Origin of the sequence: Maridesulfovibrio zosterae DSM 11974, assembly GCF_000425265.1 — a bacterium.
GTDB lineage: Bacteria > Desulfobacterota > Desulfovibrionia > Desulfovibrionales > Desulfovibrionaceae > Maridesulfovibrio > Maridesulfovibrio zosterae.
On record NZ_AUDC01000012.1, the window covers coordinates 347,074 to 368,383 of the forward strand.

A 21,310-nucleotide genomic window follows, 5' to 3' on the forward strand; every position below is an offset into this window, starting at 1 on the left:
CTGAAAACTAATGCTGCCTATCCATAAAAAGGACTTCATTTGCCCACTGCATTGCAGCGAGATGATTACGGGCAATAGATAATGCTGACAACCTATTATTACTGATAAGCTCTCCAAGAACATTCCAATCCGCCTTTTCAAAGGCCTTAACCAGATTAAGCCAGACTAAAGCCCCGCTATGGTCACCTGTCAAAGCTTTTATCAGTTCACCCTCAATTGGCAGCTCGGCAAGAAGCTCATCCATAGGACGCCCCATAAGTACATCGAGAAGAGAAAATAAGCCCAGCAAGAACATCGAATCTCCAGGCAAACAATTGCAGTTCTTTTCAAAGGAAAGCAACTCTAAAAATTTTGCCCTTTTGATTGAAAGAAAGGCCAATTCATTCCCAGCTGGACCAGAACACATATCTGACAGAAGAATGATACGCAGCCATCCGGCAAGCTTCTTGTACCCCAACAGCACAATAGCCTGTTGAATAGAATTAATCTTATTAGAGAGTCCAAAGGTTGGTGAATTCATGAACCTTAGCAACCTGTAACTGATAGAAACATCGGAATTGATAATTTCAGTTAGAGCATCAACTTCAAAATTATCTCCACTAACAGAACGCAACAGATTCATTCTGTTCATATTATTGCTGGAAATTTTCTTACCAGGGATGATTTCCGGACGACTGAAGAAAAAACCTTGGAAAAGTTCAAATCCAAGCTCCCTGCAAAGGTTGAACATATCATTGTCTTCAACCTTCTCTGCAAGCAGTGTCACATTGTAGGCATTAAGCCCGGATACAATTTCTAAAAGCTCATCCTTACTCATCCCCAGACATTCAACCTTAATAATATCTGCCAGCTCTATAAATGCCTCAAAACCATCCTGTCCCACATAATCATCCAGGGCCAGAGTGTATCCTCTATCTTTCAGGAGCCTTAAAGCCTCAATAACGTCAGGCTCAGGCTGAACGTGCTCTAAAATCTCTACAACACAAACCTCAGGAGGCAGCATATCCGCGGCATCTTCAAGAATCATATTACGCGGAAAATTTACCAGCAAACGCTGACCTTCAATAATATCTTCCTGAATCAAGCCGAAACCATCAGCAATAACCTGTGAAGTAGCAGCATCCTGATCTCCGACATGAGCACATATGCTTTCAGCCGAGTTTCTAAAGAGTAATTCATAGCCCCATATAGTTCTATCAACATTAAAGACAGGTTGCCGGGCTACAAAAAATGAATCGAGAAACATTTCAGAATCTTTAACCATATAATCCGCCATATACATATTATTCAAGTTATCTTGCCAATAATCAAGCAACTAAAAATAACTTTAACTCAGCGGCACGATCCTTTCAATGACCAATAGCTAAATATTAGTTCTAAAACGATTATGGCATCATGGGAGCCATGCCTAATCCCTCCGTTTCAGCGAAGCCGAGCATGAGATTAGCATTAGCAACAGCCTGACCGGAAGCTCCACGGCAGAGGTTGTCAATGGCAGAGACAATTATCAATCTACCGGTTCTGGAATCAGGAACGACAGCCACATCACAGAACATTGTTCCTTTGACCCAGCGAGTTTCAGGAAGCATACCTTCAGGCAGAAATCTAATCATTTTTTCCGCACTGTAAGCTTTTTCATACACAGCCCTAATCTGCTCAGCAGTAACTCCAGCTTTCATTTTGGTATAAATGGTTGAGAGAATCCCCCTATCGATAGGCAAAAGATGGGTGTTAAATGAAACGGTAATACTTTCACCAGCAACGGCAGACAACTCCTGCTCTATTTCAGGTGTATGGCGGTGTGTAGTTAATCCATAGGCTTTAAAAGAATCAGCAACTTCACAGAAAAGAGTTCCGACACTTGCCTTGCGCCCTGCTCCGCTGGTACCCGATTTTGAATCGATTACGATATCTTCCAGCTCAACGAGTCCTTCCTTCAAAGCAGGAGTCAACCCGACAATAACAGAAGTAGGATAACAACCGGGATTTGCAACTAAAGAGGCATCTTTAACCTGATCACGATAAAATTCAGGCAAGCCATAAACAGCCTCAGGAAGCAGGTCCTCCCTGCTATGATCAACCTTGTACCACTCTTCGTATGTTTCACGATCGTGAATTCTGAAATCAGCACTAAGGTCAACAACTTTGATGCCTTTATCAAACAGTTGTCCACCGATATTCATGGCCGTTTTATGAGGAACGGCAAGAAAAACAAGCTTACAATTTTTCTCAAGGTCTTCAACATCAGGTGCTGTAATCTCCAGTCCGCCAAGCTCCATGCCATTGAGAAAAGGATAAATATCTGACAGTTTTTTACCGGCTTCAGCTCTGGAGGTAACCCGTACAAGCTTCATCTTAGTATGATTACTTAAAATCCGGGTAAGCTCCATTCCAGTATATCCGGTCACGCCGACGAGGCCTACAGGTATAACACTCATTTTATCTATCCTTGGGATGGTTTAGTGCGCTTTGCGCTTTATGACGGGTCATTTGTCAGCCAGGTCCGTAAGCCAAAGGTTCAGGCTGCTTTTCAAAAAGCAAAACAAAGAATTGCTTTGAATAAAGATCAAAGACAGCTGGCAAAATTTTAAATTATGAAATGAAATATAAATACTATTTAAAAATAATATTAAAAATCAAACTAGCTTTTCTTGGTCTTCTGAACATATTTCATGCGAAGATTATAAAGCAATTCACACAAAAGACGTTCTTCGTCTTTGCTCATACCATTTTTAATTTTATCTTCCAAAAGAGCGAGCACATCAATTGATTGCTTGGCAAGAACAGGAGAATAATCGACTTTCCCAGTGGATGGATCAGCAACCTCTCCCAAATGAACCATAGCAGAGGAACTCAAAGACATAATGAAAGTTGAGAAATTAACCTCAGGTATTGGCATTTCTTTGGCAAATTCACTTCCGCAACCACATTTTTTATCATCAGACATAAAATACTCCTTATGCATATAATCTGGCGGATTCTAAAAATATTGATCAGAAGATTCAAGTACTATCTTAAAAAAGAAATAAAAAAGTCCGGCTAATAAAGCCGGACTTTTAAAGTATTTTAAGGACTTGCTCTGATAACAGTATTAAATCAGCAGCAAAACTTCTTTGAAACTATAAAATATTACCCCAATCATAAGCTGGTAGCAATGCAACGACAATTTCATTTATCTCTGACATTGATTTTCTAATGAGCCTGAGCCCAATTACGCCCTAAGCCGAGATCGACCTTCAAAGGCACAGCAAGCGATGTTACCTGCTGCATATCATCTTGTAAAAGTTTACCAATTTCCTCAATTGAATCTTCTGGTCCTTCAACCAGAAGTTCATCGTGAATTTGCAGAATCAATCTACCGCCAAGATGTTTTATCTCTGAATTCTGAGCAACTTTAATCATTGCCATTTTGATAATATCAGCCGCACTACCTTGAATGACTGTATTAATGGCCTGACGTCTGGCCTGAGAAATGACCTGCGGACTGGTTGATAGTAACTCAGGCAGTAATCTTCGACGCCCGGAAAGAGTTGTGACATATCCTTTCTCCCGTCCATTCTCTACAACAGAATCATAAAACTCTTTAAGTACACCGAGTTTCTCGAAATACTTAGAGATGAACTCCTTAGCTTCATTTATATTAATACCAAGCTCACGGGAAAGTTTTTGCGGTCCCATTCCATATATGAGCCCGAAATTGATCGTCTTTGCATTTCTCCGCTCATCACTGGTGATATCGGCAGTATCTTTATCAAATAAAAGAGCAGCTGTTCTGGAATGGATATCCTCATCATGCTCAAACGCTGAGACAAGAGCAGGATCACCAGAAAAGTGAGCCAGCACACGTAACTCAACCTGTGAATAATCGGCTGCAGCAAGACGCTTTCCCTCACCAGCGGTGAAGCAGGCCCGCATCCGTTTACCCTGCTCTCCTCGAATAGGAATATTTTGTAAGTTAGGGCCGGAACTTGAAAGACGCCCTGTAGCAGTCGCAAGCTGATTAAAATTAGTATGAATTCGATTATCTTTTCCAACCAGTCTTGGCAAAGGTTCAAGATATGTAGAACGGAGTTTTTCCATCTTACGAAATTCAAGTATATCAGTAACTATATCATGCTGACCAATCAGCTTCTCAAGCACTGAGTTCGCAGTAGAAAGAGCTCCCTTAGGAGTTTTTCCACCGGGCTTAAGACCGAGTTTCTCAAAGAGAATATTACTCATCTGCTGGCTTGAGCGGATATTAAAAGGCTCTTCGGCCCGTTCATGTATAACCTTGGTCAATTCTGTTACGCGTTCACTGACTTCTTTTAAAAACTTAGCAAAGGACTCTAGGTCAATGGTAATTCCAGCATCTTCCATATCAGCAAGTACAGGAATCAGCGGAACTTCAAGAGTCTCAATCAGGTCGGTAAGTCCGGCTGAATTAACCCGTGGAGCCAGTACATGCATTAAAGCAAGAGCAGCCATCCCCTGCGCATCAGGATGAACTTCATCAACAGCATCAGGAAGTTTGTCTTCTACAAAAAGCATAGACCGCAATCTGTCCCATTCGTAATTACGCTCTTCAGGATTCAGAAGGTAAGCGGTAAGACTCAAATCAAACCATTGCCTGAGTTGGATACCACGCCACGCTGAATCAAAACGAAAAAAAGACTTAACTTCGGCAACAGCTATGACTTTAGCTTTCTGCAACTTTTCGACAAGATCTGTCGTTTTTACGTTGCACATCCATTCATCGCCATCCACTCCAATAAAATAAGTAGTTCCCTCACGGATAAGACCTACTTCTTTACCTGCAAAATCAGGTAATTCATCAACAGTGGCGGCTTTTTTTACTTTTAGACGACTTTCAGGGTCAGCTGGAGCTGGCGCAGCGTCGCCGAACAATGAAAACTGTCCTGAATCGGCTTTTTTGCTTTTAGCAGCAGAAACGGGAGAACCAGATTTCCTGGCAACTCCGGCAGAGGCTGGAAAGGCGCTGCGGACATCGCGTACCAAAGAACGAAACTCATAGGTATTCAAATATCCTGCAACTTCTTCAGGGTCAGCAGGTTTTAACGTAAGGTTATCAATAGTAAGCTCCGAACAGCTATCAAGCTTCAGCCGGGTCAGTTTCCTGTAGGTAAAAATATTTTCCAGCTCATCTTTCATCTTTTTCTTGATATTAGGCTGGAGTTTTTCATAGTTATCGCGGAGATCTTCAAGAGTAGGATATACGGCCATCAGCTTAGAAGCTGTAACCTTACCTACCCCGGGAACACCTGGAATATTATCAGCAGAGTCACCTATCAAAGCCTGAAAGTCAGCCCACTGAGCAGGCTCCAGTCCAGTGTCCTCTCTAAAATCAGCCAGAGAAGTAACCTTTTCCTTGCGTCCTGCAGGGTCCCACATAAAAACATTTTCATCGAGGCACTGTTTGAGATCTTTGTCGGCACCAAGAATCACAACCGGCCTTTCTGTTTTATAACGTGAAGCAAGAGAGGCTATGCAATCATCAGCTTCTTCACCCTGAGAAACTATCATAGGAACGCCAAGAACTTTCATAGCTTCTTTAAGAGGCTCAATCTGAACACGTAAGTCATCGGGCATAGGCGGACGCTGAGCTTTGTACTGGTCAAACAGTTCGTGGCGAAAATTCTTACCCTTTCCATCCAGCATAAAGACCAGATATTTAGGTTTTTCTTCTTTGATTACTTTGAGCAATACCCTCAGGACAATAAACAGAGCGTTGGTAGGAAAACCATCCGAACGTTTAAGATCTGGATAGGCATGGAAACCACGGTAAAAAAAAGCAGAACCGTCGATAAGATACAACGGTTCACCTTCAAAATTCAGTTTATCTCTGAGTGACATTTTGTCCCTTCGGGCCGGGCCCTGACAATTTGTAATGATATGTGTTATTTAATGCGCTTGACTGACTTCTGCATGCCTTTAGTCAGCTTCTTGACTACGTACGACTCAGGATCGGCATCTTCAAGTGCTTCAAGTTTAATTTCTGCTCTTGCTGCAGCTTTATGACCGCCGGCAGAGCCTACATCACTGAATAATTTGGCTGCCATTTTCCCCATATCTTTACGTAGACCGTCTCCCCTGAAGATAACTACAAGAGTCTCTTTATAAATACCTGAGACAACATCCCATGATACGCCATGAACGCGCATAAAGAAATCAGCTAAAATAACTAGCGTATCGGGGTTTTCCACCTTGCCAAGGTGTGAATAAAGACCTGGGCCAATGCGACGCAGATTATAAAATGCCCTTGAAAAATATCTTAACCAGTCGGGATGTATTTCACTGCGTGTAATACGCTTTATGAGATTCATATCCGCATATTTAGTTAAGTATCTGAAAGCCTTGACATCATCATCAATAAAAGGACGCTCAAAACTCTGAGTATCAGTTTTGATACCGTAAAGAAGTGCTGTAGCAAGCAGCTTAGCCGGCCTTATTTTCAGGTTGTAAAGGTACTCGGTAAGCATGGTGCTGTTGGAACCATACTCGGGCCGGATATCCACAAATTCAGCATGAGGATAAGGTTCCGGCGGCAGTGGATGATGGTCTATTACTACAGAGAACTTAACATCATCAAAATCTGGATGATGATGAGGCTGTGAATCAATGATGGCAAATTTATCATACTGGGCCACCAGAGTTGGTATCATCCGTTGCGCAGGGATGCGCAGATAGTGGATCATGGCAAGATTGTCGAGACGTTTCACTTCGTTAATATGGGCAATGCCCACTGCTTGAACTCTGCGTCCGACAATGCGTTTAAAAGCCATGGCACAGGCCAGTGAATCAGGGTCAGCATTGACCACAACCAGCCAGCGCTCATCCTTTTTGCAAAGTGCAAGCAATTCCTGAAGTCGATCTTCAAGCTGTTTAAAATAAGCCATATTTACTTCTTCAGGGTTAGGGGCAACCCTGCGACCACGAGATATGCTTCGTCAGCAATAGCGGCCATTGTTCGGTTTAGTGATCCGTTTTTTCTCACGAATTCACGAACTTCACGTGTCATTGCAAGAGGACCAAGGCCCAATTCACAAGACACTAAAACAACATCCGGACCTTTCCATTCAGATAGAATCCGGACAACCTCCCCGATAAGATATTCCCCGTCTACGTGCTCCGAACAAGAGAACAGCCAAAAATCAAGACTATCCACCAGCAGGTGGTCATACTTCTCTTTAGCTGTCAAAAGCACCTGATGCAAGTTCGCTCCTGCTTCAAGAACTGGAATAGCCGGATCCCTTTCCATGCGGTGATCCATGATCTGCTTTCGAAAAGACATATCCCGGGCTTTTCCAGTGGCAATAAAGCATTTGCTGCCGGTGCACTTGGCAAAACGTTCAAGAGCGTAGTCCGATTTTCCCGACTTATTGCCCCCAAGTATAAATGTGATCAAGAGAGAACTCCTTAATGCACGAATATAGAATCGAGAAAAACTTTCTAATTCCTACTCTATTTTAGGCAGACACTGCAACCACAAGAAAATTTTCACAAATTAGCTGAGCATTTTTTTCCTGAACAATATTCATCCAAGAATTGCAGCGAGTTGAAAAAAGATTTCTCTTCAAAAACTTCAACAGTCACTGTGCCATCAGCTGAAAGTAAATCAAAGATTTGATTCAAGATATTAATACCTTCATCATCAAGCAGTTCAAGACTTTCATGCTTTCCCCCTATACCGGGAGAATTAAGATGAATCATATCAACCAGTCCTGCAAAATCACCATATTTTAAGATAGACTGCTGTGCGTAGGCCAGTATATGCCCAAGATCAAGACATATTTTAAAACCAAGATCTCTGATAACTGCTACATCCTCTCCGAGAGAATTAATTTTAGTATTCTCAAATAAAACCTGCTCAGCTCTTATGCCTGCCCCATTAAGAGAGCTTGCAAAGTCTCTCAAATTACCTTCAGCAGTATTTCCGGCAGCAGGAGGATGAACAACATGCCTTAACGGATTTAAATGCGCTGCTTTTTCATTAAGAGCCAATACAATTTCAGCCACCCTTGCCCCACCCTTGTGCCAAGGCAGGTCAAGAGGATGGTGGATGTGGAAAGAAAGACCGCACTCTGCCAGGTCAGATGGGAGATCCTCTTCCGTATAGGACAGGCAGGATTCAGTTTCAAAAAAAAGCAGTGCTATTTCGTCCACTTTTCCTGCAAGATAACGGCAGTTTTCAGCTATATTTCCAGGTATTACCCATGATGGTGCTGCCAGTTTATAAAAACAACTGGTTTTATTTGCAAATAGGGTCATTTTTTCCACTAACTATTTAATATTTCAATAATCAACACACAACTCATTATTACAACAAACCCTACTGAAACTCTTTTTTGTATCAGGCATACTTATTGCTGTTAATCTAGCAACCAGTTAATTCTGTCGGAGAGCTAAAAAAATGAAAAAAGTCAGAAATTTCTTCCAACATTATTTAAATCCTCTGCACGTCTTTTGCAGACTTAGAGGAGTAGGATTAAGTTCAATCGCAGCTAGAAAAATGTCTATGGCTTATGAAAAAATTCTGTACAAAGTTTTTCTTTTATAATCCTGACAGAAAACAATTTTTGATGAAATTTCCAAAAAGATCTTCAGCTACTAGACATCAAGTAAGCTGATTTTCTTTTCTTTCTGAACCTTACGGGCAACCATAGCTGATTTCTTAACTTCTTCAGGTAAATTCTTCAAAAAACGTGAAACAGGCAAGCGTAGCGTACGCCCATATAAAGGTCTCTTCACTGCATGTGAAAGGAAAAGATTTTTTTTAGCACGAGTCATCCCAACATAAAGCAGTCTGCGTTCCTCTTCTATATCTTCAAATCCGGTAAGACTTACACCGGACATCTTACCACTAAGCATATCTGTTCCGGCAAATGGCACAATCCCGTCATCAAGGCCAGCTAAAAAAACGGCCTCAAATTCAAGCCCCTTGGATGCATGCATGGACATAATACGCACCCTTTCGGCCTTACTTCGAACCTGATCAAAATCATTTTGCATATGAATCCAGTTAAGCAACCCTGACCACCCACCATGCTCTTTATATCCCTTCACCATTGCTCTAAAAGCCTTACTCTCCCAAAACAATTGATCAAACGGCGGCATGTCAGTCAAATATGCAGATAATCCGATAGGCCCCTGTGCAATGATTTTCTCAGGAGCTTCTGGAGCATCATTGTCATGCTCTTCAGCAAAACCAAGCATACGGCGGGCCGCAGCCAGCAGCGCTCCGACACGCGGGTCATGCCAGAAAGTTTCCACTTCCGGCACACTGCATGGAATACCCTGACGCTTGAGCATAGATTCTATCGGCGCCATAAGTCCCCTGAAACGGACCAGTACAGCAATATCACCGGGGCTCATTGTTCCATGCCCGCAGGAATCAACCAATGTATGACTGGTTGCACCTATAAGTTGTTTTATACGGTCACAAATCCATGAAGCCTCACGTGCGCTGTCAGGTGCAGAGAATAAATGAATGTCAGGATCATAATTCTTATGAGCCTTAAGCTGCGGGGGATTTTCAAGCACAGATGCGCATGCATCCAGAACCGCCTGCGCCGAGCGGTAGTTATCCTCAAGGGTTATCTCATTAAGATCGGACCAAAAAGATTTAAAACAGGAGGCCACATTTCCAGCTGCTCCCCTGAAGCCGTAAATAGACTGATCCGGATCACCTATAGCAAATAATCCTTCGCCGTCTTCACCCGCAAGCCGATGTACAATTTCCAACTGTAACGGTGAAAGATCCTGAACCTCGTCAACCAATACATGAGTGAAAGTCCGTACATATTTATCGGATTTAAGTTCTGCCAGCCAAAATTCCAGCAGATCAGTATAATCAACCAGATTATACTGATCCTTCTGCTGTGAGTAATTGGTCAAGAGTTCTGAAGGACCATCACTTAAAGGCTCAAGAGTCTCACGTGAAAGACATATAGAATCCCATGCAGCCTTCAGTTTTGCTCCAGTTAATTCAGGGTTTGCCCGCGCAAAAACCCTGCGCGCAGTCTCTTCATTAAGTATTATCGGAGCCAAGTCAAAAGCTGACTGCCAATATTCAAAAGCGAGCGCATGCAATGTGTCAGCACGTGGAAGAACATCATTTTCACCGAACATCTCTTTCATACGCTCATTCATCTCTTCAGCAGCTTTACGGGTGAATGTCAGTGATAAAATTCTTCTGGCACGTGTCCCCCGCTCAAGCAGAAACTTAATACGTCCCATGAGCGTTTGTGTTTTACCTGTGCCGGGTCCTGCAATAACCAGTACAGGTCCTGGTCCAGCTTCACTGGCCATTTTCTGAGCATCGTTAAACCGAACAACTTCTGAAACTTCTTCCTGCTCTGTTGCCTTGCGAGCATCAACTTCATCTGGCTTGTTATCAAGATCACCTTTTTCTTTATGCACAACAACCAGCTTTACACCATTTACAATCTCATCACGTTCCTGCTGGGTATAAACTGAAATTGTTCCATATTGGCCGTCAAAACCGGAATTTCGGATGACCTGACCTTCACGCATACGTCTGATGCCTTCAGCCAGATACACATTCTTTCGTTTCAAATCTTCGATAGGCACATGCTGTAAGATTGTAAATTCAGAACCGAATTCACGAATTAAAGGTGCATAGACTCCCATAACTTTTTTAGTTTTAGGACCTGTTCCCACAAATTCTGAAATAAGCTCTTTGAGAGGAACGAGTGATGCAAATCCTGGCTGATTTTTAGGCTGCTGCGGCTCTTCACGATCTGCAAGTTCCATGATACGGGAATATACCCCTCTGGTCAGTGGTTTTCCGCATACAGGACAAATACCACCACGCATTTTTGATTCATGTGGGTCAAGCACAATGCCGCACTTACGGTGACCATCCATATGGTACTTTCCTTCCTCAGGAAAAAACTCAAGAGTCCCCATAAACTTGTGGCCCAACCCTTCTCCCCGAAGAGCACGGTAAATGCCCTCATAAGACATAGCTCCACTGAAAATATTGGCTTCACGTCCTAGATTTTCACCGGAGTGGGCATCTGAATTGGATATCATGCGATACTTATCAAGAGATGAAATAAGCCAGTTCATTTCCGGATCAGAAGAAAGTCCGGTCTCCATAGCAAAAATTTCTGAGGCAAGGTCGGCGTAACATTCTTCAACAGAATCAAAACCGGATTTAGATCCGAAAAGAGAGAACCACGGTGTCCATATATGAGCCGGAACAAGGAAAGCTTTATCATGCGTTTCAAGAACAATTTCAAGTAGGTCTTTGCTATCCAGTCCAAGAATCGGCCTTCCATCAGATTTCAAATTACCGATTGCATCAAGCTTGGCATTAAATTTTTTAACAGACTCAAGATCCGGCATATACACAAGGTTGTGCACTTTTCTGGTCTTACCAAGCCTCTTATAAATAGAACTTATTTCGGTCTGAAGCATGAATCTGGTCTGGCCGGAAAAAGGGCCGTCGACAAAATCAATTTCGTTTTCCAGTCCTTGCGACTCTCTCAGAGTCAGCAAACCTGAACCGTCCTCCACAAGTTGCTCTTCAATCTCTGCCACCCATTCTGGATGTGTAAAATCACCGGTACCAATAACATCTATACCTTTCACTCTTGCCCATGCGGCTAAGAGGCGAGGATTAAGAGCTTTACTGGTGGCTCGTGAAAATCTGGAATGAATATGAAGGTCGGCGATAAATCTTTCCATGGTCTACCGTAATTCCCCCGTATAAGTCTTTGTCTGAAGAACTTCTATATCAACGTAACAATCTGGTATAAAAACCAAATCAGCCAATCTTGTAATGTACAAATACTACTTTTCAGAAGTATTTACGGACACTACCCTCTGCAAGATAGGATTGCAAGGTACGCACCTCTTTGTTAGGTACTTTTTTATGTTAACTATTTGATGCGTTTTGACCTTTTTATAGATATTTTGCCCATCTGCATCTAAAATAAAAATTAACCTTGGGATCTTAGATCGACTTTTATATAAATTTAAAAATTTGGAGTTGTTGCGTGAAAAACGCCACTATATATGACATTTGCGATTCTGCTATTTTAAAAAGTTCGAACATCAGCGAACCGGGAAATAACCTGCGTAAACTGTACAAGAAACTTTTTGGAAATCCTTTCCTAAAACATTTCATTCTACGCTGGTGTTCACATCCAGCCATTCCCATGGAAAAAATTGCCCCGTACCACGAAATGATGGATGCAGCCATGAATGCCAGTTATGAAAACTGGCAGGATAAAACATGGATTAAAACAACTTTTTCACCTCTTGCAGGGTTGCTGAACAGAGTCAAAGATCCACAATGGCGTATACGTCACACTGCGGACACACGTCCGCCACGCATCTGCGAAAAAGAAGTTAACAAAGTATTAAGTGCCGTTTTGTCCGACATCATCCGAGTTTGGGATAAAAACCCTAAAGATCCGTATTTCCCTGTTTCAGCACAGGTGCTTATGCCCGGCGACTCTATTTGTGACGGCGAAAACTTCATGAACATAATGACTGGACTTGGGTCTTACGAATTTCAAAATATCAACCTGCTCTTTGCACTGATGCGCTGCTTTCTGCACGCAAATCCATTGGCACTGAAAATTTTCCGCCGCCCGTGGAAAGGTATTGCCGAACCGCTCTCCATGAGAGTTTCGTGGATAACACACCGCACAGCATTCTACGACGATATATTCTGGGAGCAGATTTTTAACTTATACATCTTGGAAGAATTACCGGCAAACGAGCAGGTAAAGTTGAAAGAGATGCTTGAGTCTATCCTTCACTTTCTTATAGTAACAAGTATGGAATGGCTTGTAGCTCCAAGCTCAGGGATCAAGCACCCTGCCATAACCTGCCTGCCCAAAGATAAAAAGGGAAAACCTCTCTGCAATCTCAAACCACGTGACTGGAAAGCAAAAAAAGAGCTGGGTTTTGATGATTACGTTCCGGATGTAGACACTACTTTCCTGGCTCTGGCCATGAGCCGCAAGTGGATTGATCTTGTTTCTGAAAAGGAGCTGGACTGCGATCAGAAACTGCTGCGTAATTGTGAAAAAATATTAAAATTCCCATGGGTCGAAATCATTAACGAATACCAGATCGGAGGAGGAAACAAAACTAATCCCCCTACGATTACTATGACTCGGCCACTGGACTATTTCGGAGCAGTCCCGCTCTGGTTCGATAAACCTTTCACGAAAAAAGACGGACGCATTGTACGCGAAACACTGGGCAATGAAGTCTGCCCCGGGCATAATATGGATATTCTCGAATCCATTCTTGCCAACCGTAAGCAGTGGAAAGCTCTTGAGGGTGACAATCTCGAAACAGTCCGCCGTTTTCTGACCTTTCATCATAATGCTTTCAAAAGCGGCAACTTTAAGCATGACAGTGCCGTGCGTTTCTATCTGCCTGAAATTTATGTCAGTTATGCAGGAAGACTTTACGAGACATGGCTCACACTTTCAGAAGATGAACGCAGACTGATTGATCCCGAAAATAAAGTAGAAGAAATCAGACAGGCAGCCATCAACTATTGTAAATTTGACATGCTTGGTGCAACCCTCAACCCGTTTGACGCATCACTTGCCGTGGCCGCACTCTGCCAGCTTCGCTACCCACAACGTGGAGATGGACTCATTGAACGAGGAATTAAAATCTTACACGAGCATCTCGGCGAGGGATTTTTCAAGCACCCGTACAAAGCATACGAATGGACCATGGTACGGCACCCTACACGCATAATTGTCGGCAGCGAAGTGACTACTTCACTATTCGCCATGAATGCCATAGCCTGCTACAAAAACTATATGAAATAATTATTTTGCTGAAGGGACTGGTAACGGTCCCTTCAGTCTTTAAAAAAGCAGAGAGACATTCTAAACCAATATTATTTTAGTTTTTTACCGTCGTGCCATGCCCTTCCAATACAATCTCCTACAGACCAGTATTTGTTATCAGGCATAGTTAGAGTAAAAGGATTTACTTTTTTAATATCGGGAATGTCATCTGTAAGTGTATCTTCATCACACCATGTGGCGATGACTTCTCCTACAAATAAAGTATCATTTGGAAGTTCCATTGAATCATAAACCTTACATTCAATAGAGATGGGACATTTGCTGATAATAGGTGCATTTTCAAGCTCACCTTTCTCCACTTCAAATAATTCTGACTTATCCAGCTTGCTTCCAGAAACAAGTCCTACAAAATCAGTAACCTCAACTAAATCTACTGAAGGAATATTTACACAGAATTCTCCACTGGCTTTGATGGCTGCATTTGAATAGTGCCTTTTGCCAACAGAAATCATCATAAGCGGGGGATTGTAGTTAACTCTGGAAACCCATGCCAGTGCCATAAAATTATTACGCCCATCCATATGAGTACCCAGAATAGCCTGAGGCATCGGCATGGTAAAACCTTGATTTCCTATATTTTTCTTAGCCATTTCAACTCCTGTATTAGTAAAAGAGACTATATACAAATTTTAACACCAGACTATAAAGCTTATCCACATGCCTGTAAGATTTCTTTTAAAGAAACAACAGCAACGATACAGCCATTACGCCCATCCCAGCTACGAGTCCGTATATAGATAGATGATGCTCGCCATACTCTTCTGCTGCAGGAAGCAATTCATCTAAAGAGATAAAAACCATAATTCCAGCCACCCCTGCAAAGATAACTCCAAAAACAGTCGGGGACATGAAAGGCATAAGAAGGACGTAGCCAACCAACGCTCCTACAGGTTCGGCAAGTCCTGAAAGGAAGGAATATATAAACGCTTTCTTTTTATCTCCGGTTGCGTAGTAAATAGGGACTGAAACAGCTATTCCCTCAGGAATATTATGGATTGCAATTGCAACCGCAATGGCCACACCGAGGTGCGGATCACTGATTGCTGCAGTAAAAGTAGCAAGTCCTTCCGGGAAATTATGAATCCCAATGGCAAGTGCCGCCATTGTTCCCATACGAAAAAGTTTTTTCTTCCCGGCTTCACTTTCAAGCTTGTTTTCTTCTTGAATCCCTTTCTCCGTCATTTCCTCAACTCTATGCATCTCATGAGGGTTCTCATATGACGGAACCAACTTATCAATCACTGCAATAACTGCTATACCTCCGAAAAATGCAATAACAGCCGTCCAAGTACCGGCAACACTTCCTAAATCTGCCTGCAAAGCAGTTTTGGCTTTGACCATAATTTCCATGAACGAAACATAGATCATTACCCCTGCTGAAAATCCAAGAGAAAGGGACAGAAAACGGGTATTCGTTTTCTTGGCAAAAAAAGCCAAAGCTGAGCCTATACCGGTTGAAAGACCTGCAAACAGAGTCAATCCAAGAGCAAACATTGCATTATCAGAAAACATAAAAGCAATCCTCTATAAGTTAGACTTTGATCAAACAAATAAATTTAAGTCTACAGTGCCGTTTCAATTATAAGAATTTTGCGTGGCCCAAGCTCCGTATCAGGATTAGCCTCTATAATGTTTTCCAATTTTCCAAACTGGGTAATATCCACTTTGTTTACCCCTGCTTTTGTGGTGGCATGACAAAGCCAGAGATGACCTTTTTTATCTGGGACGATAAGTCCTACATGATAATAGAGGAGATTATAATTTTTAAATTTTACCGGTTTGCTCATAGAAAAAAGATAGATTTTACCGGGATGCATAGATGCGATAACATCCTTCCATGCTTTTTTATCATGCAGGCCAAAACCGCGAAGTGTCATTCCATTACTGCCATCAATATCCGCTGTTTCACCAAAAGGAAGAACGACTTTACGGTTCATGCCTTCAGTAATATTTAAAATGAGATCATAACCAAAGTCCCAATCCTGCCCATTCAGTGCATCTTTACCACTGTCACCGAGTCTATCAAAAGTGACGTTACTCAACATATAATTATGTTTAAAAAAATATCGTGATGCAGCAACAACAAACCCGCTGCAATTAAGACCCGGCTTTTCAAACCTGCGCTCTTGGTCGGCAAAAAGAGTAAAATCGCCAAACCTGTTAATAGCTCCATCATTGCGATAAGGAATTCCTTCAAAATATGAAAGTACCGCACCTGGATCAGCATTGAAACTTGGGGCTTTTCCCATCCACTGAGGAGTAGGAATATGCGTTTCAGTACAACCGCAAGCAACTATCAGCAGTAGTACTGCTACAAGGCTAAAAAATCTCATTCTCATTAAATTACACCTTACTCATTATTTTATTCAGCAATTACGGGTCGTGAAGAAAAAGTCCTGAACATTTCAATATTATTTCTTCTTCCCAGCACTCCGACAATGTCTCCAGACTGAAACCTGAAATCACTTTCCGGGTTAATTGTAAAATCTTCTCCACGCATAACTCCTGCAACAGAAACTCCGAGAACAGTACGAATCCTGCTTCCTATCAGAGATTTACCCACTATTTCAGATCCATCCTCAACTGTAATCCAGTTCAAAATAATTGATTCAGAAGCCTTGGTAAGTCTTGTCAGTTCAGAATAATCGGGATGCTTAAGTTCAACTTCAGTAGTGTACCTTTCTCTGCGCATGGAATCCATTACATTTTGTATTTCCGCAGCAGGCAGACAAAATTGAAAAAGGGTTTGGCGTACCATTTCCAGACCTGTTTCAAACTCAGGCATGATTATGTGATAGACACCAAGCTCATTGAGAACATCAACGTGTTCAGAGTTTCGTGACAGAGCAACCACGGGAATATTTGGAGCGATACGCTTAATTTTCTCAACAACAAGAGCGGATCCGTCAATGGAAGGAATTGTCATAAGCACTATGCGTGCATGGGATATACGGGCTGCTTCAAGTACTATTTCCTGCGTTGCATCCCCATAAATAACGCTTTCACCGTTCTCAGCCGCCTGCTCAACTTTATTAGCATTAAGCTCTATAGTTATATGGGGTATATCAATCTTCTCCAACGAATTTGTGACATAAGATCCAAATCTGCCATACCCCAAAACAACAGCATGTCCGTTAAACTCCGTTTCAGGTAGATTAACAGTCTGCAATGGATCACTTTTGCGACGGCTTTGGCAAAACGAATATACAGGTCTGGTCAGCGAAGCCATCAACGGAGAGAAAAGCATAGTCAGAATTCCTGTACCCATAAAAAGAGGAAATAATTCCCGTGGAAAAGAACCGGAATCAGCTCCCTGCTGCAGCAAAAGAAAAGAAAGCTCACCAACCTGAAACATACCAAATCCAAGAGCAATTGGAATAATATTACGATAATTGAACAGCCACGATATTGAACCGAAAATGAATCCCTTCCCGACTAAAATAGATAATGAAAGAATAAGAATTGTTCCAAGATGCTGCCAGACATAGACTGGATCAATGAGCATTCCAACTGAAGCAAAAAAGATCATACTGAAAATATCACGCAGCGGCAGAATATCACTAAGCGCCTGGTATGCGTAGCGGGATTCACTAAGAACCATCCCCGCGACAAAAGCACCAAAAGCAAATGACAAGCCTAACAGATGTGTTGCGTAGCCGACTCCAAGCCCGATGGCACTGCATGTGAGCATAAAGGTTTCACGAGAATTCCAACCGGCAACTTTTTTCATAACCCAAGGAATAACCCGAGTGCCGAGCATAAACATTGAGGCAAGAAACAAAAATGTTTTTAACGCAGCCATTCCCAATGCTGCAAGACCGAATGATTCAGCTCCAAGTTGTGGCATTATGATAAGCATTGGAACGATAGCAATATCCTGCACAACGAGCATCCCAAGCATAACTCTACTGGATAAAGTTCCTACCAGGCCACGGCTTTCAAGAGTTTTGAGCACAACCATAGTGCTGGACAAAGAAATAAAAGCACCAAACCAAAGCGAAAGCTTTGAATCCCACCCCATGAGTGAGCCTATAAACCAGCCGAAAGCCATAGTCAGAATAATTTGAACAGGAGTACCGATCAAAGCGACATATTTAACAGGCTTTAACTCTTTGATAGAGAACTCAATACCAAGAGTAAAAAGGAGCAGTGCAACACCTATTTCAGCCAGCAACTCAATATCATGTACACTTGATACAGTTATCCCACCGGTATGAGGGCCAACCAGAACCCCGGCGATAATATAGCCAAGCAGCAAAGGTTGACGCATCATCCGGGCAACTATTCCACCCAAAAGTCCGGCAACGATAAGTATTACAAGATCAGATGCAATTCCCAAAATAAACTCTCAAAATGTTATTCAGCACAATGAATACAAAGCCTGCTTTCAGGTAGAGCAAGAAGACGGACGAAAGAGATTTCTTCTCCACACTCTTCGCACTCCCCAAAAAAAGGATCATCAGCCAATCGGTTAAACGCAGCTTTCAAATTCATAATTCTGTCTTTTGACTGGGCAATAGAACTCTTATTAATCCCCTGATTCAGCATAGTATCAAGTCTTGATAGTCTGCCTATAGCTGCATCAGGTGCAACAGGAGCTACGCTGTCTTTGAGATCATCAACCTGCTTAGACAGAATTTTAATCTCATTTTCTATTTTATTTTTAAGTTCTTTCTTTTGTATATCGTTCATTATTGTCTCCATTAATTGTATGATTTTATACATGCATAACCTTCGTTGCAAGATTAATCCATACACCAAGTAGAAAAGGCTCTTCCCGCACAGTTGAGGAAAGAGCCTTTTTTTAAATTTTACCCAAACAATAAGCTACTTAGATTGCATATCCCCGATAACTTCATTAAGTTTAGCAGCCATAGTGGAAACCTCTAAAACGGCTCTTGCCGCCTCACTCATAACCTGTGAAGTCTCAAGAGAAATTCTGCTGATATCTTCAGTTGCCCTGTTAATTTCATCACTGGTTGCCGACTGCTGCTCAGCTGCGGTTGCAATCGAACGGACCTGATCAGCGGCATTTTCGACCAAAACAACAATTTCTGAAAGAGTCTGGCCTGACTCATTTGCAAGTTCACTGCTACGATAAGCAGACTCAGCAGCATTTTCCGTAGCAGAAATATTTTGTTTAGTCATATTCTGAATCTTAGTAATAGCATCACCGACTTCATTTGTTGCAGACATAGTATTCTCTGCAAGCTTACGAACTTCATCAGCAACAACAGCAAAACCTCGCCCTGCATCTCCAGCACGGGCTGCTTCAATTGCTGCATTAAGTGCAAGCAGGTTGGTCTGGTCAGCAATATCGTTGATAACCCGAAGGACATTGCCTATCTCAGAAGCCTCAACACCCAGTTGCTCCATGGATTTCTTAAGTTCATCAGCCTGTGAACGGACACCATCTGCAGCTTCAATAACCAGTTGGACAACCTTAGCTCCGCCCTGAGCTTTTTCACGGGCATTATCGGCATCTTCAGCGGCAGTACCGGCATTGCTGGCAACTTCAAGAACAGTTGCATTCATTTCTTCCATTGCAGTAGATGTTTCAGAAACTCTATCACGCTGCTCTTCAGCTCCTCGGTTAGACTGTTCAATCTGAGCAGAAAGCTCTTCAGCTGCACTGGATAAACTTTGCGAAATATCTTCGGCATTAGAAGCTGCAATAGTAATGAGTTTATGCTGTTGCTCAATTTCTCTGGCCTGCAGCTTAATATCGGTCATATCTATTCCAATAGTAATAGAGCCAAGCATCTGTCCGTCAATATCTAAAAAGATCGTTGTTGAAACACTGATGTGTTTAAGATTGCCCTTAAAAGTTGTATATTCCAACTCTCGTATCTGTGTCTTTCTTTCATTCACAGCAGACTGCGACATAGTTTGCTTTGTAGCATCACCAAAAAAGAACTCCCCGGAAGTCACTCCACTGACGTTTTCAGGCGAAATATCTGTTTCCAAAAGATTGCACATCTCCTGGTTAACCCAAAGCATTTTACCTTCTGGGTCGATAATAGAACAAGGTACGGTCAATCCATTCAGCACACCTTCGGAAAAACCTAGTTTATTCTTAAGCTCTGTCACCATCGTATTAATTTGCTCAGCAAGAGATTCAAACTCATACTTAAAAACACCCTGAAGCTCAGCTTTAAGATTTCCAGAAGCAATTTCAGTTGAAAATTCGAGTATATTTTTAACAGGTCTGACAACCAGTGACCGAATTAAAGTAACCATAATGGTACTAAGAAGCAGGATAATTACGGCACCTGATATTAACAGAACATTACGCTGATAAATCGCCGTTGAAGTAAGGTCATCTTCATAGGCTGTAACAGCAACGACCCAACCGGTCTCAGGAAAAGTCTTAAACACCATATACTTATTACGTCCTTGCCAGACATATTCAGTACCACCGTTTTTTTCCTTTAACATTGTCTGGACAAATTCAAATTTAGAAACATCTGTAAGGTATAACTTCTTATCAGCAGCATGGGCAATAATGGTTCCCGTATTGTCCAGCATAAGGCTATATCCGCTTTTCCCGATTTTAAATGGATCAATAAAGCTTTTGGTATATCGCTCCCATTTAGGGAAGACCCCCACCCCGCCAATAATATTTCCATTTGAATCACGTACGGCATGAGCTATAGCAAAAATGAGAATTCCACCGCCACTCTTGGATTTCAAAATATTATCTGCAATATAAAATTCAGTTCCAGAAAGTATTTTTTTCACATATCCACGGGATGACCTGTCAGCTCCCGCCATATTTTTACCTTTAGCATTGTACCCGGATACGACTTTACCATTTTTATCAAATAAAAATGCTGCCCAATAATCTTCTGAAGATCCTATTAATGATTTGAAAAGGCTATCAGATGGACCTATATTCCCTTCTTCCAAGGCCTCGCGTGAGGCTTGGTCCTTAGCAATCAATTTCACAACATCAGATGTCTGCCCCATGTATAGTTCAAGAGCTTTCACTGACTGATTAACGACACTATCCATAGCATTTTTCTGTTCTTTAAAAACAGCAGTATAAGTACTACTGGAAACCCACCAGACGCCTGCAGAAATAGTCAAAGCAATCAATGCAAATACAATTACTGTTACTACAGTATTTACGCTCTTGATTTTCATGAAGTACTCCGTTTCCCCACATTAATGTTTACCCGCAACATATACTTAAAGTAACTATCAGGTAACACGGACTATAAGCAAAACTCAATTGATTCAGTACTTTTTTTTCGGATAAATATATGAAAACTAATTTTCTATAATAAAATAAATATATTTACCTTCATGCGTAAAAGTAAGGTTAAATGCTCATGGCAACAAATTTACCAACTTTCAGGCACACCTCAAATACAGGAAATATTATTTTTCTTCTTTGCATTCGCCCATTGCCTGTATGACTTTTTTCTGACAAAACG

Annotated in this window: 15 protein-coding genes; 1 reads left to right on the forward strand and 14 read right to left on the reverse strand. The window is 41.9% G+C overall.

Going from position 1 to position 21,310, the window contains the following annotated elements; genetic code table 11:
* Positions 1-7: 7 nt before the first annotated feature.
* From H589_RS0108505 to H589_RS0108545, 8 genes are all read right to left on the reverse strand, one after another.
* The gene (locus tag H589_RS0108505) at positions 8-1,264 is read right to left on the reverse strand and encodes an EAL and HDOD domain-containing protein (protein WP_027721634.1); all 1,257 of its coding nucleotides are present in this window, start codon (positions 1,262-1,264) and stop codon (positions 8-10) included.
* 121 nt (positions 1,265-1,385) lie between these two features.
* Entirely contained in the window at positions 1,386-2,438 is a 1,053-nt protein-coding gene (gene argC, locus H589_RS0108510; RefSeq protein ID WP_027721635.1) for an N-acetyl-gamma-glutamyl-phosphate reductase, read from the reverse strand.
* A gap of 203 nt (positions 2,439-2,641) precedes the next feature.
* Positions 2,642-2,947: a DUF1844 domain-containing protein gene (locus H589_RS0108520; protein WP_027721636.1), complete on the reverse strand. Its 306-nt coding sequence runs from the start codon at positions 2,945-2,947 to the stop codon at positions 2,642-2,644.
* 245 nt (positions 2,948-3,192) lie between these two features.
* Positions 3,193-5,853, reverse strand: a complete 2,661-nt coding sequence (gene polA, locus H589_RS0108525) for a DNA polymerase I (protein ID WP_027721637.1) — start codon at positions 5,851-5,853, stop codon at positions 3,193-3,195.
* Positions 5,854-5,897: 44 nt separating this feature from the next.
* The gene (locus tag H589_RS0108530) at positions 5,898-6,896 is read right to left on the reverse strand and encodes a DHH family phosphoesterase (protein WP_027721638.1); all 999 of its coding nucleotides are present in this window, start codon (positions 6,894-6,896) and stop codon (positions 5,898-5,900) included.
* Positions 6,897-6,898: 2 nt separating this feature from the next.
* Positions 6,899-7,405 carry a bifunctional adenosylcobinamide kinase/adenosylcobinamide-phosphate guanylyltransferase gene (locus H589_RS0108535; protein WP_027721639.1) on the reverse strand — a complete coding sequence of 169 codons (507 nt, stop codon included), beginning with the start codon at positions 7,403-7,405 and terminating at the stop codon, positions 6,899-6,901.
* Positions 7,406-7,497: 92 nt separating this feature from the next.
* Positions 7,498-8,268 carry a cobamide remodeling phosphodiesterase CbiR gene (gene cbiR / locus H589_RS19420; protein ID WP_035075613.1) on the reverse strand — a complete coding sequence of 257 codons (771 nt, stop codon included), beginning with the start codon at positions 8,266-8,268 and terminating at the stop codon, positions 7,498-7,500.
* 339 nt (positions 8,269-8,607) lie between these two features.
* Complete coding sequence (locus H589_RS0108545) at positions 8,608-11,712, reverse strand: UvrD-helicase domain-containing protein (protein ID WP_027721640.1); 3,105 nt, start codon at positions 11,710-11,712, stop codon at positions 8,608-8,610.
* Between the two features lie 311 nt (positions 11,713-12,023).
* Between H589_RS0108545 and H589_RS0108550 the strand changes: the two genes are divergently transcribed.
* Entirely contained in the window at positions 12,024-13,829 is a 1,806-nt protein-coding gene (locus H589_RS0108550) for a hypothetical protein (RefSeq protein WP_027721641.1), read from the forward strand.
* Positions 13,830-13,900: 71 nt separating this feature from the next.
* On the opposite strand, the gene H589_RS0108555 is transcribed toward H589_RS0108550, so the two are convergent.
* The 6 genes from H589_RS0108555 to H589_RS0108580 all read right to left on the reverse strand — a co-directional run bounded on the left by H589_RS0108555 (position 13,901) and on the right by H589_RS0108580 (position 21,017).
* On the reverse strand, positions 13,901-14,461 hold the full coding sequence (locus H589_RS0108555) for a flavin reductase family protein (RefSeq protein ID WP_027721642.1): 561 nt from the start codon (positions 14,459-14,461) through the stop codon (positions 13,901-13,903).
* An 85-nt stretch (positions 14,462-14,546) separates the two neighbouring features.
* Positions 14,547-15,383, reverse strand: a complete 837-nt coding sequence (zupT, locus tag H589_RS0108560) for a zinc transporter ZupT (RefSeq protein WP_027721643.1) — start codon at positions 15,381-15,383, stop codon at positions 14,547-14,549.
* A 50-nt stretch (positions 15,384-15,433) separates the two neighbouring features.
* Positions 15,434-16,210 (reverse strand): hypothetical protein, encoded by a 777-nt coding sequence (locus H589_RS0108565; RefSeq protein ID WP_027721644.1) that lies wholly within the window; start codon positions 16,208-16,210, stop codon positions 15,434-15,436.
* A 23-nt stretch (positions 16,211-16,233) separates the two neighbouring features.
* Positions 16,234-18,210 (reverse strand): monovalent cation:proton antiporter family protein, encoded by a 1,977-nt coding sequence (locus H589_RS0108570; RefSeq protein ID WP_027721645.1) that lies wholly within the window; start codon positions 18,208-18,210, stop codon positions 16,234-16,236.
* 17 nt (positions 18,211-18,227) lie between these two features.
* The gene (locus H589_RS0108575) at positions 18,228-18,563 is read right to left on the reverse strand and encodes a TraR/DksA C4-type zinc finger protein (RefSeq protein ID WP_027721646.1); all 336 of its coding nucleotides are present in this window, start codon (positions 18,561-18,563) and stop codon (positions 18,228-18,230) included.
* Between the two features lie 135 nt (positions 18,564-18,698).
* Positions 18,699-21,017, reverse strand: coding sequence for a methyl-accepting chemotaxis protein (locus tag H589_RS0108580; protein WP_027721647.1), 2,319 nt, complete (start codon positions 21,015-21,017; stop codon positions 18,699-18,701).
* Positions 21,018-21,310 lie beyond the last annotated feature (293 nt).